The sequence below is a fragment of the Halorussus sp. AFM4 genome (genome assembly GCF_051194995.1).
In the GTDB taxonomy this organism is placed as follows: Archaea; Halobacteriota; Halobacteria; order Halobacteriales; family Haladaptataceae; genus Halorussus.
Genome location: NZ_JBNTJT010000005.1, coordinates 340,177 through 354,762, shown reverse-complemented (window position 1 = coordinate 354,762; position 14,586 = coordinate 340,177). Strand labels below are relative to the sequence as shown.

10 protein-coding genes are annotated in these 14,586 nt (G+C 56.1%); 3 read left to right on the top strand and 7 right to left on the bottom strand.

Annotated elements, in window-relative coordinates:
• Positions 1–183: 183 nt before the first annotated feature.
• The 5 genes from ACQUQF_RS21835 to ACQUQF_RS21815 are packed head-to-tail and all read right to left on the bottom strand — an operon-like array spanning position 184 to position 6,225.
• Entirely contained in the window at positions 184–1,509 is a 1,326-nt protein-coding gene (locus ACQUQF_RS21835) for an ABC transporter ATP-binding protein (RefSeq protein WP_435181330.1), read from the bottom strand.
• Complete coding sequence (locus tag ACQUQF_RS21830) at positions 1,506–2,537, bottom strand: ABC transporter ATP-binding protein (RefSeq protein WP_435181329.1); 1,032 nt, start codon at positions 2,535–2,537, stop codon at positions 1,506–1,508. The genes ACQUQF_RS21835 and ACQUQF_RS21830 overlap by 4 nt, the downstream gene beginning before the upstream one ends.
• A complete protein-coding gene (locus ACQUQF_RS21825; RefSeq protein WP_435181328.1) occupies positions 2,534–3,511 on the bottom strand; it encodes an ABC transporter permease in 978 nt (325 codons plus the stop codon). Before ACQUQF_RS21825 ends, ACQUQF_RS21830 begins: the two co-directional genes overlap by 4 nt.
• Positions 3,512–3,514: 3 nt before the next feature.
• Positions 3,515–4,465, bottom strand: coding sequence for an ABC transporter permease (locus ACQUQF_RS21820; protein ID WP_435181327.1), 951 nt, complete (start codon positions 4,463–4,465; stop codon positions 3,515–3,517).
• A 20-nt stretch (positions 4,466–4,485) separates the two neighbouring features.
• Positions 4,486–6,225: an ABC transporter substrate-binding protein gene (locus ACQUQF_RS21815; protein WP_435181326.1), complete on the bottom strand. Its 1,740-nt coding sequence runs from the start codon at positions 6,223–6,225 to the stop codon at positions 4,486–4,488.
• Between the two features lie 298 nt (positions 6,226–6,523).
• On the opposite strand from ACQUQF_RS21815, the gene ACQUQF_RS21810 reads away from it, so the two are divergent.
• Both ACQUQF_RS21810 and ACQUQF_RS21805 read left to right on the top strand, forming a co-directional pair.
• Positions 6,524–7,717 (top strand): M24 family metallopeptidase, encoded by a 1,194-nt coding sequence (locus ACQUQF_RS21810; RefSeq protein ID WP_435181325.1) that lies wholly within the window; start codon positions 6,524–6,526, stop codon positions 7,715–7,717.
• 235 nt (positions 7,718–7,952) lie between these two features.
• Positions 7,953–10,007, top strand: a complete 2,055-nt coding sequence (locus tag ACQUQF_RS21805; protein ID WP_435181324.1) for a S9 family peptidase — start codon at positions 7,953–7,955, stop codon at positions 10,005–10,007.
• A gap of 108 nt (positions 10,008–10,115) precedes the next feature.
• Here the strand turns inward: ACQUQF_RS21805 and ACQUQF_RS21800 are convergent, their stop codons facing one another.
• Entirely contained in the window at positions 10,116–11,294 is a 1,179-nt protein-coding gene (locus ACQUQF_RS21800) for a M24 family metallopeptidase (protein WP_435181323.1), read from the bottom strand.
• 266 nt (positions 11,295–11,560) lie between these two features.
• On the opposite strand from ACQUQF_RS21800, the gene ACQUQF_RS21795 reads away from it, so the two are divergent.
• Positions 11,561–12,664: a succinylglutamate desuccinylase/aspartoacylase family protein gene (locus tag ACQUQF_RS21795; protein WP_435181321.1), complete on the top strand. Its 1,104-nt coding sequence runs from the start codon at positions 11,561–11,563 to the stop codon at positions 12,662–12,664.
• 408 nt (positions 12,665–13,072) lie between these two features.
• Here the strand turns inward: ACQUQF_RS21795 and aceB are convergent, their stop codons facing one another.
• The gene (gene aceB, locus ACQUQF_RS21790) at positions 13,073–14,377 is read right to left on the bottom strand and encodes a malate synthase AceB (protein ID WP_435181320.1); all 1,305 of its coding nucleotides are present in this window, start codon (positions 14,375–14,377) and stop codon (positions 13,073–13,075) included.
• Positions 14,378–14,586 lie beyond the last annotated feature (209 nt).

Sequence of the window (14,586 nt, the reverse complement as noted above, 5' to 3'; positions counted from 1 at the left end):
CTCCACCGGGTTGATCGGATGCTGCCAGAACCGGTTGGCATCCAGCTCTTCGTCGAGAAGCGAGATCCGTGCTAGTGTTGCAACTAGTCTATCAGCTTTAGACGTGGTCTGTCATCTTCCCTCCCGTACTGATGTCAATCCATACAAACAAGATTCTTCAGCTGAATCATCTGGTGACGCATCCTATGCGGAGTCCGTATCACCCAGACCATCTGAATCGATTCGATGACATGCGACCCGATGTCGGTTCCCTGTCGACTGCTCTCGGGGTGATTGTTGTGCACAAGGTGTCTGGAACGCACCTTCAATCGTTTCTACTGCACGTGACCGACTTCCGTCGGCTAACTCCTCTGTCGTCTCTACAACCACACGTCTAATCGCATCTGGGATCTCCTCTATCGATGCTGTGAACGACTCCTCCAGAATCTGTTCCTGGACTGACCCTGAAGCCTCGTCTCCAGATTCTGATCGGACACGCCTTCGAATCGCATCTGGATCTATCTCACCGTTCCGGACCTGGTTTCGGAACGAATGATACGCTCTGAACTGTTCTTGTGTTCCGGCCCAGTCATCAGGAGGAATAACCGCTGGGCAACGAGTGTGGAACCGACACCCAGTAGGAGGGTCCATCGGCGAAGGTGGTGAACCTTCGAGGATTATCCGGTCGGTCTGCTCTGTCGGGTCGATTCGCGGTATCGCCGACAACAGGGCCTTGGTATACGGATGCTGGGGGTCCTCGAAAAGGTCCTCGGTGGGTGCGAGTTCGACGACCTCACCTAGGTACATCACCGCAACTCGATCTGCGATGTATCGAACGACACTGAGGTCATGCGAGACGAACACGATTGCGATATCCAGCTCATCTTGGAGTCGGTTGAAGAGTTTCAGAATGTCCGATTGGACGGAGATGTCAAGGGCGCTGACCGGCTCATCTGCCAACAGCAGTTCCGGTTCAAGGGTCAGAGCCCGGGCCACCGCGACTCGCTGTTGCTGACCCCCAGAGAACTCGTGTGGGTATCTATCAAAGTGACTCCTCTCAAGACCGACACGCTCGAGGTGGTCTTTGGCCATCTCTCTACGCTCGGCGGCATCGTCGCCGATATCATGGACCTCCAACGGTGCCGTCAGACATTCCCCGATGGTCTGCCGAGGGTTTAATGAGGCGAGTGGATCCTGGAAGATCATCTGTATCTGTCGCCGATACTTCCTCATCTCTCTGTCGGAGAGACCGGTGATATCTTCGCCTCTGAACCGAACAGTCCCAGCGGAGGGTGTGTAGAGGTTGACGATTGTCTCTACGAGTGTACTCTTTCCGCACCCGCTCTCGCCCACGACTGCAACGGTCTCGCCCTCGTCGATCGTCAGGTCCACGTTCTCGACTGCCTGCACCTTCTTCCCTCCACCGAGGACCCGTTCGAGAACCCCGTCACTTAGATCGAAATGTTTCGTCAACGACTCTGTCTCCAACAGCGGGACGTCCTTGTCATCAGGGGTGGAGGATGCGGTCATATCTGTCTCTCCTCCGGACCACGCCGTAGACAAGCCGCTGTATGGCCTTCCTCTCCGACCTGGCGGAAATCTGGATTCATCTCGAAACATTCCTCTTCGGCCTCTGGACATCGTGGAGCGAATGGACAGGCAAAATCCATCTCGATAAGGTCTGGGACGTTCCCCGGAATTGAGTGGAGTTCCTCCTCGCTATCTGCCCGCGGAAGGCACTTCAACAGGTTCTGTGTGTAGGGATGCTGTGGGTTCGTGAACAACTCCTCAGTACGTGCTCGTTCGACAATCTCTCCGGCATACATGACATTCACCTTGTGGCAAACCTCGGCAATGACCCCCAGGTCATGTGTAATCAGTAGTATCGAGGTATCGAATGCGTCTTTCAGTCTTTCAAGCTCCTCCAATATCTGGGCCTGCACGGTCACGTCAAGTGCAGTGGTCGGTTCATCGGCGATGAGGAGGTCAGGTTCACACGACAACGCCATTGCGATCATGGCTCTCTGTCGCATCCCGCCACTGAACTGATGGGGGAAATCGAATGCCCGGGTAGACGGTTCAGGTATCTGGACCGACTCGAGCATCTCGATCGCCCGCTTCCATGCCTCGCTGTTCTTGGCTGCGCCAATGATCTTCCGTTTCATCTCAGCCGGGAGACTGACCGATTCGCCAACGTCCTGATGAAGACGGATGGTCTCGGCGATCTGCTCGCCGACCCGGATCGTTGGATTGAGACTGTTCATCGGATCTTGGAAGATGATGGAGATAGCACTTCCGCGCAACCTCCTCATCTCCACACCTGAACGATCCATCAGTGATTCACCTTTGAACAGTATCTCGCCTCCGACTATCTCACCGGGTTCCTCGACAGACCGGAGGATGCTCTCTGCAAGGACCGTCTTCCCGCTACCGCTCTCACCGACAAGGCCGACGATCTCTCCTTCCGCTATGGACAGGTCGACCCCGTTGACCGCTTTGACAGTCCCTCGATCCGTATCGAACTCCGTCTGTAGGTTGTTGACCTCGAGTAACGTCATCGTTCGAGTTCCTCACCTCGCTTCACGTCGAAGATGTCGCGCAGCGCATCTCCCTCAATATTGAAAGCGAGTGCTGTGATCATGATTGCGATACCCGGGACGATAGTGATCCACCAATAGGTCGTGATGTACGCTCGTCCACTCGAGATGAGCAAGCCCCAGGTCGGTGTCGTCGGCTTCACGCCCAGACCGAGGAATGACAATGAGGCCTCCCAGAGGATCGCCAAGGGGAACAGCACTGTCATCTGGACGATGAGCGGTGCAACGGCATTCGGCATAATCTCCTTCGTCATTATCCGCGCGTCGGACATTCCGATTACCTTGGCTGATTTGATGTACTCCTCTTCACGGATCGACAGTACCTCTCCTCGCACGACACGAGCGAAGTCATCGAAGTAGGCAACGCTAATGGCGAAAATGACGTTCATCACCCCCAGTCCGCCAGCGAACGCAACTACGCCGATTGCAAGAACAATCTCTGGGAACGCCCATTGGAAATCGATGTACCGCATCAATAGATCGTCTACGTATCCACCGTAATACCCCGCCAAGAGACCGATAGTCGATCCGATAAGAGACCCGATAGCTACCGATGCGAACGCAACCAGGAGCGAGATCCGCGTACCGTAGATGACGCGTGAGAGAACGTCATGGCCGAACGAATCGGTTCCAAGAAGGTGATACACACGCTCACGCGCAGGGTCATCATCGAAGTTCCCGACAGAATGTGAGTTCGGCGGCTTGAACAGTCCGTAGGTCTCGTCCGGATCGTACGGAGCGAATGCTGGCGCAAGAATGGCAACCAAGATGATGGCGATTATCGTTACGGTGGCGACCATCCGTATCCGTTTCGACATTAGCTCCTTGACGAGGCGTCGGAGTGAGGACCTCGACTTGCCTACCGGGATCCCCTCCGTATCTCCAATGCTATCGGTGCCACGTCCTTGACCCCTATTTTCCTCTTGTTCACTCATTGCTCATTCCTCTCCATACCTGATTCGTGGGTCGATCGCCGTGTACAGGAGATCGACTCCGAGGTTGATGAAGATGAACCCGCCCGCGATGACGAGGATGACCCCTTGCGTCACCGGGTAATCCCGATTGATGATCGATGAGACGATGAGACGGCCGATCCCCTTGATACCGAAGACGATTTCGACCGTGACACTGCCTCCGATCACGACTGCCAACTGTATCCCTGCGACGGTGATGACCGGGATGAGAGCGTTCTGAAGCGCATGCTTGTAGAACCGGATCCGTCGGTCGAGCCCCTTCAACCTGGCCGTGCGCATGTACTGAGCACCCATGACCTCGAGGAGTGACGATCGCATCATCCTCATCACGACCGCAGTGTACGGTAGCGCGACGGCGATTGCTGGAAGCAAGATGCTTTTGAACCAGGGAACGATTCCCTCCGAGATAGGGGTGTATCCGAACACGGGGAGTATCTCGAACCGGACCGCGAAGATGACCATCAGAAGGATCGCGATGAAGAACGACGGGGCCGAGAGACCGAAGAACGCGATGAACGTCGCGATATAATCCGGCAGTTCGTGGCGACGTGTAGCACTGATGACTCCGGTGGGGATTGCGATACACAGCCCTATCAAGACGGCCAACACCCCTATCGAGAGGGTCTTCGGTAGAGCGAGCATGATCGCCTCGGTGACCTCTTGGCCCGATCGGATACTTGTCCCGAAATCGAGCTGGATGAGGTTGATGAGCCAGTCAAAGTACTGTTCGTGGAGTGGCCGGTTCATACCGAGGTCACGACGTAACGCACGAATCTTGGCCTCGGTGGCCTGTTTCCCGAGCATCGTCCTCACCGGACCACCGGGAAGGAAACGGATGCCGAAGAACAGGACAGTGGCCACCATCCACATTATCGCTATCGCGTGTACCACTCGTTTCGTGATGTACTTCTTCATGATATGGACCGGGGAGTAGGTCAATCCTCCAGGTAGACAGAGCGGAGTCGGTCGATGATACCGAAGTGGGTGTAGTTCTTCACGTTCTTCCGCCGTGCCGCTTCGACCGTCTCATGTTCGAAGAAGGCCCATGGAGCCTCTTCGAGGAGCATGTCCTCGATCTTCCAGAGAGTCTGTTTCCGCTTCTCGCGATTTAGTTCGGTACGCTGCCGCTTGAGCAACTTCATCAGGTCATCGTCGATGTAGGGGCCCCACCAGTTGTAGGTCTCTTCAGGTGGGCCGAACAACTGGTACGTCAGACCATCTGGATCGGGGGAGACACTGTTCCCGAACGGGATGAACTTGTAGTTCCCGTTCGGCAATTGCTCGAAGATGGTCGAGATATCGTATTGCTGTATCTTGACGTTCCAGTTCAGCTCCTCGTTCAGGAGAGACCGGAGGACCTTTGCACCTCGGAGTTCCGGCGGAGAGACGGTCATCTCGATGTCTAGCCCCATGACGCCCGCTTCCTTGGCCAATTTCCGAGCGCCCTCAGGGTCGTACCGCTGGACAGACGATTTCTCCGGGCCGCCGATCGTATCGTCCGATTCCGCGAACTTATCACGGTATAGCCATCCGTGTGCTGGGCTGTACACGCCAGTGTCCGCCGTACCATGGCCCAACAAGGCCTCCTTCACGTACCGTTCCTCGTCGATTGCTTTGGCTACCGCCAGCCGCACCTTCTTGTCCTTGAACGGCTCTGCCTGGTTGTTGAACGCCAGACCGCCGAAATTCGGGCCCATGAGGCTTTCCACCTCAACATTTCTGTTCTTTTTCAGAGTCCCTAATTGCGCGTCCGGCGGCCAGTTCAGGAACTGCACCGATCCGGTCAGGAGTGCGTTCGTCCGCGTCGAGGCCTCCTTCAAGGGCTCGAAATCGATGGCATCTAGATATGGGAGCTGAGTCCCATTACTATCAGACTTGTGGTAATTTCTGTTGGCCTTCGTTTGCAATGTTGAGCCCAACGTGTGCTTCGTGATGTGGAAGGGACCCGAGCCTTGGGGTTTGATGCCGAACTGTTTCTTCCCCATGTCCTCGAGCGCCTGCGGACAGATCACGGCACCTGCGTTGCCCAGGTCGGGGGTCAGGAAGATAAAGATGGGTGCAAAGGGTTGCTTGAAGTTGAGAGTCAACCCGTAGTCACCGTCAGTCTGTATCCCTCCATCGTCAAGGGGTCTGAGCGATGAGAACTTGTTCGCGTGGGGAGTCTCCTCCTCAATAACCCGACGGAACGAGTACTCGACGTCTTCTGCGGTCACATTCTTCCCATTGTAGGGGAAGTGTGCGTCCTCCACCATCTGGAATTCGATGGTCTTCCCCCCATCCGAGACGGTCCAATCCTTCGCCAGGTCACCTTGTATGGTGAGGTCCTTCTTGACTTCGACGAGGCCACTGAATAGATTCCCGAGAAGCTGCGTCGAGAACGTCAACGTCGAGTAGTGAGGGTCGATCTGGGTGAACTCGCTCACGTTCCATCCTGCGGTCATCTTCCCGCCTGTCTTGGAAGATGGCGGGGAACTCGTGTTCTGAGAACTGTTGCTGCCGCTCTCGGTCGTTCCTTCGGTGGTGGTCGTAATCTCCTCCTCAGCGCCACTACAGCCGGCCAGACCAGCCATCCCCGCAGCACTCAATAGTTTGAGCGTGTTGCGGCGACTGATCGACGGTCCGTTCAGCTCGCTGATAGGGACAGTCCCCTCTTGCCCGCCCTTGTCACTTGTCATGACTATACACACTGCCCATCTTCCCAACTATTAAATCTTTCCCATGTTTGTACCTGGTACCCCATAGTAAAGTGGTATTCTTAGGCACTAATCCCCACTATCAGGGTGGCCCCCTGGCGATCTCATCCATTGTCACCGTTTTGATGACTCGACCGGACCAGAGGTGATGTCTGCTCATCGGTCATACATCGTTGTTCCTCCTCCCCGTTTGACTCTGGACATCCTATTGTAGCAAGTGGTGGTCCGAAGGTCCCGAAGTTATTTACAATCGCTAGAGGAATACGGAACGTGGTTCACCGTGACAGTAAGCAACATCGTCCGTGAGAAGACGGACCAGGCGGTGGAGACGTTGGAAGAGACGAACGTTGATGCCTGGATCACGTTCGGCCGGGATACAGCCGACGCACCGGACCCGATGCAGCCATTGATTCTGGGAGAAGAGTTCATCTGGCCAGGGATGGTCCTACTCACTCGTGGTGGACGAAAAATCGTCATCTGTGAGTCTCACGATGCAGGGAACATCCAAGATTTGGGACTTTTCGACGTCAGACCGTACGAGGAATCTCTGGAATCGGCGTTCTCCGAGGCCATCGAAGAGGTGGATCCGGAGACGATTGCGGTCAACTATTCCCGGAGCGACAGTACCGCAGACGGATTGAGCCACGGCCTGTATCTCGAACTGGAACACTACCTAGAAGGGACGGAGTATCACGACGCGCTGACCGGAGCCGAGGATGTGATCGCCGGTGTACGCGGCAGGAAGTCCTCTACCGAACTGGAACGTATCCAGAAGGCGGTCGACCTGGCACAGGAGTTCCTCGAGCAGATGCGTCGCTCCTGGCAACCCTCGTGGTCCGAGGCTGATGTGGCAGCATTCCTCCATGAGCAGATCGACGACCATGAGATCGAGACGGCGTGGGAACGGTCGATGTGTCCGGTCGTCACCGCCGGTGCGGAGGCTGATCATGGTCACGCGAAGCCAAGTAGCCGTACCCTGCCGCGAGGGGAGGTGCTGCGGCTCGATTTCGGCGTCGTCTACGAAGAGTACTGCTCAGATATGCAGCGCCTCTACTACTATCCTGAGGAGGGAGAGACGTCACCGCCTGCGGAACTCCAATCTGCATTCGAGGATGTGCGTGCGGCCATCGCCGCTGGATTCGACGCCCTTGAACCTGGGGTCGAAGGACACGAGGTGGACAGGGCTGCACGCGATGTGATAACGGAACGAGGATGGCCAGAGTTCAAGCATGGTCTAGGTCATCAGGTGGGTCGACGTGTGCATGACGGTGGCGCATATCTCGGTCCGACCTGGGAGCGATATGGCGAGGCCCCATACCGTGAGGTAAGCGAGGGAGAGGTATTCACCATCGAACTGGGAATCGAGACCCAGTGGGGGTACCTCGCGCAGGAGGAGATGGCCAGGGTCACGGAATCCGGGGCCACTTACCTGACGGAGCCACAGAGGGAGCTGAAGCCGCTCGTAGAAGCGTAGGCCATACAAGGGGACCGTGCGGATTATGACAGGATTGCACCCTCGAAGAACAAGTCTGCCTTTCGGAGGTGCCACCTGTTCTTCCTGGTATCTCCTCCAATTCACTGCCGAGACCTGTATCCTCGATCGAGACGGACAGAAGTGTGACCTTCCACCGATCCGTGTTGGAATCGGATAGTCTGTATCACTTCACGGGCAAATCCTTTGTAGGTGGTTCGTGAACAGTTGCTCAGGCATGCGACCGATCAGCCCCGAAGATTATCATGAGATTTCGAAGGTCACCACTGGCCAATTGGATACCGATCCAGCGTTGTCCCCGGATGAGTCGCGAATCGCGTACCCGGTCAAGACCCCGAAAGATGGAATGGAGTACGAGTCGACGATCTTCGTCGCTCCGACTGATGGGGGTGAACCACGCCGGTTCACCGCTCCGGATACTGTAGATACAGACCCAGCCTGGTCGCCGTCAGGGGATAGATTATCGTTTGTTCGCGTGGATGATTCCGAGATACGACAGTTGTACATCATGCCGACCGATGGGGGCGAGCCACGACAGGCCACCGATGTCATCGGTGGAGTATCCGAATACCAATGGAGTCCAGATGGAACGAGGATCGTCTTCACGCAGGCTGCTACAGCGGAGGAACATCGACTCGGTGTCGATCTCGACAAGGAGGCTGACCCAGAGTACGAACGTGAGGAACCGGATCCCCGTGTCATCACCCGGACCGTCTACACCGTCCATGACGGCTTCATCGACGGGGAACGGAGCCATGTCTATGTCCTCGATATCGAGTCCGATACGGTAACCAGGATCACCGAGGGTGACTACGATTTCCTCAGCCCCGAATGGGGCGATGCGTCGACCATCTATTATACGAGCAAACAGACCGGCGATCCTGACGACAACTACGTCCAGGATCTCCTCTCCTACGATATGGATTCAGAGTCTGAGACACAGCTCACCCAGTTCACGTTCCCTGCTTCGTTCCCAGCAGCTCCGGACATCTCGGCAACAGGTGACGGTCGGATCGCATTCACGGTCCGAGAGGCTGAACGAGCCACGATGCAACAGACCGATCTCGCACTCTATGAGGTAGAGACGGACGAGGTCACCCTGCTCACCGATGGTTTCGATCGCATGATACGACGTCTCTCCGATCGGCCGAAGTGGGGACCGGACGACAGGTATCTCTACTTCAGCACGCCTGGCCCAGGACGGATTCCTATCTGGCGTGTCTGTGCCGATGGGGCGTCCACGCCAGAGGCGATCCTGGATGAGGAGATTCATCACGTCACCGGATTCGAAATCGGAGAGGATCACCTCACGTTCTCGCAGAGCGAGTGGAATCATCCTGGGGACGTCTTCATCGCGAGGTCCGATGGTGAGGATATCCGCCGGGTGACCACCGTCAACGAGGACTACCTCTCGAACCGTATCCTCAACAAGCCCGAAGAGATAACCTTCGAGAATCCCGATGGTACGGACATACACGGATATGTTCTCACACCCTCCGACTTCGATCCGGACCAGACATATCCCTTGGCGGTCGAGATTCACGGAGGACCTCACTACCTCTGGACGACCGCTGGTACGATGTGGCACGAGTTCCAGTGTCTCGCCGCTGCCGGCTATGTCGTCTTCTGGTGTAATCCCCGAGGGTCGGTCGGCTGGGGGGAGGAGTTCATGCAGGAGATCTATCGGGACTGGGGCGGGCCTGACTACGAGGATATCATGGCCGGGGTCGATACGGTGATGGAACGGGACTACGTCGATGAGACGAACGCGTTCGTGATCGGTGGAAGCTACGGCGGCTTCATGACATCCTGGATCGTGGGGAAGACAGATCGATTCAAGGCTGCTGTCACCCAGCGGGGGGTCAATGATATCGCTGGGATGTACGGATCGACTGATGGGTACAAGTTCCTCGAAGATGAGTTCGGAACTGTTCCTTGGGATGACCATCAACTATTGTGGGAACACTCGCCCGCCGCGTATGTCGATCAGGTCGCGACGCCAACGATGGTGATGCACGCCGAGGAGGACTACCGGTCCACGATCAACACCTCGGAGATGTTCTATCGGGGGCTGAGGAAGAACGATGTCGACACCTGCTTCATTAGGTATCCTCGTGAAGGCCATGAACTGTCCCGGGCAGGCGAACCGAAGCACGTCGTCGACCGGCTCAGACGAATCTTGCGTTGGATAAACGGTTATTCGGATCATCACGACGAGGACCCAGCCTTGGAGACTGGGTTCGTGATAGACGAAGACGCAACGTCGACCTGATGACGTAGTCTCACGAAGCCCTCGCGACACCACTATCTATCGAACATCGTAGGTCTCTTCTCCTGACCACCTGTAAACGATCATCTTCTCATCACCGGTGTTCCTTTGTCACGGGATGACCATCTCTTCATGGTAGTCTGTCAGATTCTCGCAGCCATCATCTGTGACCCGGACGAGATCCTCGATCCGAACACCACCCACAGCAGGATCGTAGAGTCCGGGTTCTATCGACAACACGTTCCCTGCCTCCAGTGTCTCGTCCCCTGGACTGCAGTGAGGCGGCTCATGCAGGTCGAGTCCGACACCGTGACCGGTGTAATGAAGATACCCACTCTCAGGGTCCTGCCCGTCTCGCTTTACGGGGTATCCATCCTGGTCGAACACATTACAGACGGCCTCATGGACTGATTCACCTGATACCCCGTCCTCGATCACGGAGAGGGCCTCGTGTAATGCACGGACCGTCACCTCGTGGAACTCCGTCGCTTCGGGCGAAGGTTCCCCCTTAAGGAACGTCCTTGTCATATCCGAATGATAGCCCGACCCCCTATGTCGTGGACCGAGGTCCAACACGATGGTCTCCTGCGCCTGAAGCTGACCGGTGCTACGACCGTGGGGGTCTGCGGCGTCAGACCCCCAGGCGAGTACAGGGTCATGGTCGAGGATGCAATCATGCTGGAGCGCAACCTGGTCAATTTTGTCTAGGATTCTGTCGGCTGTAAGCGGATCTTCGCCGAGATATAAGCCACCATCACGGATGAGTGACTCCCTTAGCATATCCTCGACAACACGGAACGCTGCTTCATTGGCGGTCTGAGCCTGCTTGATGCTTTGAAGTTCGGAATCAGTCTTCTGGGTACGAAGGTCCTTGATGATGGTGTCGTGCCCTGCTTTTATACGGATTCCTCGCTGTTCAAGACCACGAGTCAGCCCAGTTGGGAATCGATAACTAACAGCAACCGATGAGATATCGTGACTATGGAGGAACTTCGCCACGATATCCCGCTTCTGCTCTCTCCCTTCGTGCTCGAGCAGTATCTCATCGAGACCATACTCTTCAGGTCCGTGGACCGAGTCGGCACGACTTGCGTTCGGTGCTCGATGAACGTCCGACCCCCAGATGAGGAGTCGGGTCCTGACTCCATCGAAGAGGGTTACGAACGGGTCATGGGCATCGAGTTGTGAGACGTACCGTTGGTCTGGTTCGGACGAGTCTGCATCGATGAGATAGCCATCTACATCGATACCGTCGAGATATCGCCTGAACCGTTCGACATCCAGTTCCATAGATTGATACCAAGTACCAGGTACAAAAGTTTGCCCCTGGGACAGTATCGATAAGGGTCGAACCATCGATCGCGGACCGATCCGAGGTGAGCACTGGGCAATCGGTCTGCTCCACCTGTTGAAGGCCTCGATACCATCACGGGATTGCAGACCAATGTCCCTCAGGAACGTCTACGGATTCGAATCGACCGGTTGCATCCTGACATCCTCTCGGATATTTTCACACAAGGATATTAATAGAGAGACGGCCGTTGTTCACACGCGCCATGCAGATAGGTAACGTATCTTCTCGACCAGGCGAACTGACGAAGGGCTATCTTGACGTAGCGGACCTCCCGACTGGGCAACAGGAACAGGTTCCGGTCTTCATCGCCGAAGGCGAGGAAGATGGCCCGACCCTATGGATAGTCGCAACAATCCATGGTGAAGAGGTCACACCACTCGCGACCTGTCACGATCTGATGACCCAAGATCTCGCGGAACGGATCTCCGGTCGGGTCGTCTGTATGCCGAACATCAATCCTGCTGGACTCAGACAAGATGCCCGAACATCATATTACAACGATCATGACCCCAATCGGTATTGGCCAGATCCCTACGACCAAGAGACCGAACGTCCGCCGAAGCTCCAAGAGCGCATCAACCAGCGGATCTACGACGAGATCACCGATACCGCCGATGCGCTCATCTCGTTCCACTCCGCACACGTGAACGCAGTGCCTTACGTTGTTCGACCACGGGTCCCATACGGATATCGTCGAACCCAAGCTGAGGCTGAAGCACTCGCTGAGGAACTAGATGAGCTGGTGAACGCGTTCGGGATTCCGATTCTACAATATGAGGAGAACGAATACCGAGAGCGGAACCTTCGGAGAACCACCGCAGGCTCGTTGCTCGAGAAGGCCGGAATCCCTGCCTTCACTCCTGAGATGGGGACAACGGCCGGGATGGTCATTGAGGAGAATCGTGAAGCGGGCGTCATCGGCGTACAGAACGTGATGCGTGAGATGGGTATCCTGGACGGGAAGATCGTCCCAAACGACGTAACCCCGGACGCACCGGTCGACTTCCCGTGCAAACGGCCGGTCGATCCGGTCACGGACAGGGCAGGTATCGTTCGTCATCGGGTCGATGCAGGTGATGAGATCGAACAAGGTGATCCGGTAGCAGATATCGTCTCCCCGTTAGGTGAACACAAGACCACGATCTATAGTGACCACGATGGATGGGTCATCGCCCGTCATCAATCACCAGCGACCCGTATTGCTGTGTACGAGGGTGATCCATTGATTCATACTGCGGTACGTGATGACGGTCAACTGATTCGAGAGGCACCGGTACAAAAGGAGGGAGTGAGAACACGAGGATGACCTCACCAGGAGTCCGAGTGGTACAGCAAGGTTCGAGAAAATCGGTCCCCCTCATATCGAAGGCCGTTCTGGAACCTTCCATCGATGGCTTCGCCTCCAGAATCTGAAATAATTAGCCATCCATCACAGCACACCCCAGCCCCAGGTGGGTCCGGCGAAAAAATCTCCGAGGACTCTCGAATTGAAGAACGCGCCGTGAGGTGTGATCGGCCCTTTGCGAACTCAACAGGAGTTACTCGGAGAGAATCCTACGCAGTAGAGCTATCGGGACTAGGCAGAGACCGTGTTTCTGGGTGATGATTGGAGATTAATTAGATTACCATTCGATTGACGGTCGGAGGTGGGTCAGACCTCACCGACCGGAACCGCTTCGGGAAGCAGTCTTAGGTCTTCGTGATTCGACGACGGTCAGCCTACGTTCATGGCGCGTTCGACGATATCGATACCATATGTCTCCTCCAGTTCCTCATGCTGATCCGGGCGGTGCTCATACACGTCCTGGAACAGTGTGATCGGCGTCTGAGCCGCTTGGTAGGTCGCCTCGTCCCACATCCGCTCCTTGCTGATGTCTATCTCAACATCGTCGATGACTACCGTCGTCGCCTGGGTCACAGCGATAGCGCCCTTGCCCGATTCCTTGGCTGCCTCAAACTCCTCCATGGAATCGACGATGTCATCTAGGCTCGGGATGTAGGAGACCCTATCGGTCAGTTCCTCCTGGAGTTCGTCCTCGTCAAGCCGTCGCTCGTCATCGCCGATTTGGAGGCTGTAGCTCCCCTCGTCGGTCTCCTGAAGGCTCACCGCATCGGTATCAAGGACCTGTCGGTCCTCGCTTCCTTCAAGCTCTATCTCTTGACCGTCCACCTCCATGATCCAGCTACCGATCTTCGGCGGTAGTGGCGACCTGTTCGCCTCGACGACCTGCCCCGGTGTCAACGACCAGATACCTGTCATCCCCTTCGCCCTGTTGTCCTCCATCCGTGCGTGGTAGCCCTCGACATCACGGATATCGTCGTACGGACCGTCGACAGCAATGAGGCCGGCAGCACTGGCACCACGAGAGGTGTTGTGACGGAGTTCCGGCCACGCCGGTAGCTCCCCGGTGGGCGTCATGGCTCGCATATCCTTGGTGTAATCGACCTCACCATCGACGAGAAGGAACAGTCGCTCGAGATTGTTCGCAGGCTTGCCGATCTCCTCTCGGAGGTCGCCCATGGCTAGCTCAGCCTCACCGCTCTCGACGATCACAGACATCGAGAGGCTCCCCTCCTCGAGCCCGTATTCGGATTCGACAATTGTGAGGAACTCGTCGGCCTTCTTCCAATCATCAATATCACCGACCTCCGGAATCACGAAGCCGTCGATATGCTCGATAGCACCATTGCTCGGGTCTGCATTCTCGAGCATGTGCTGGAACCCTTGATATCGGGTCGTCGGGTCGTCACGGTGCCAGACGATGCGGGGATGTATCTCGCCGGGGAAGTCGGCGCCATGCTCGGAGATGACATCGACGATGTTCTCGACGCCCTCGTCTCGCATGTTCGGCGCCGTTGCGTCCTCGTTGTCTGGGACCCAGACATCGGGTGCTTGCATTCCACGAAGTTGGACGGCACTTCGGAGCATCTTGGCGGAATCATCTTCTCCTTCGACTGCGGTCGGTGTGGTGAAGAACGTTCGCACGAACTCACGTTGGTAACGTCTCTCTAAGCTCATCGCAACCATATCGGATGATACCCTGATATGTAATAAAGGTACCGTGAACTGACGTCTACGATCTGTAGGATGCCGTCCTGCCTTCTTTCCCAGGGATGACTGAGGAACCTTAGATACCGATATGAGAAAGCGTATCCAAGGGCCTCTCATCAAGAGATTCACGATCGCCGAGAGAGCTCGGACGGCGCGGCTACCTCAGATGAAAGCTA

Excerpts from the sequence above, each read along its gene's own strand:
- aceB (WP_435181320.1), bottom strand. The coding sequence starts at position 14,377 with ATGAGCTTAGAGAGACGTTACCAACGTGAGTTCGTGCGAACGTTCTTC.
- ACQUQF_RS21835 (WP_435181330.1), bottom strand. The coding sequence starts at position 1,509 with ATGACCGCATCCTCCACCCCTGATGACAAGGACGTCCCGCTGTTGGAG.
- ACQUQF_RS21825 (WP_435181328.1), bottom strand. The coding sequence starts at position 3,511 with ATGAGTGAACAAGAGGAAAATAGGGGTCAAGGACGTGGCACCGATAGC.
- ACQUQF_RS21800 (WP_435181323.1), bottom strand. The coding sequence starts at position 11,294 with ATGGAACTGGATGTCGAACGGTTCAGGCGATATCTCGACGGTATCGAT.
- ACQUQF_RS21820 (WP_435181327.1), bottom strand. The coding sequence starts at position 4,465 with ATGAAGAAGTACATCACGAAACGAGTGGTACACGCGATAGCGATAATG.
- ACQUQF_RS21830 (WP_435181329.1), bottom strand. The coding sequence starts at position 2,537 with ATGACGTTACTCGAGGTCAACAACCTACAGACGGAGTTCGATACGGAT.
- ACQUQF_RS21795 (WP_435181321.1), top strand. The coding sequence starts at position 11,561 with ATGCAGATAGGTAACGTATCTTCTCGACCAGGCGAACTGACGAAGGGC.
- ACQUQF_RS21805 (WP_435181324.1), top strand. The coding sequence starts at position 7,953 with ATGCGACCGATCAGCCCCGAAGATTATCATGAGATTTCGAAGGTCACC.
- ACQUQF_RS21815 (WP_435181326.1), bottom strand. The coding sequence starts at position 6,225 with ATGACAAGTGACAAGGGCGGGCAAGAGGGGACTGTCCCTATCAGCGAG.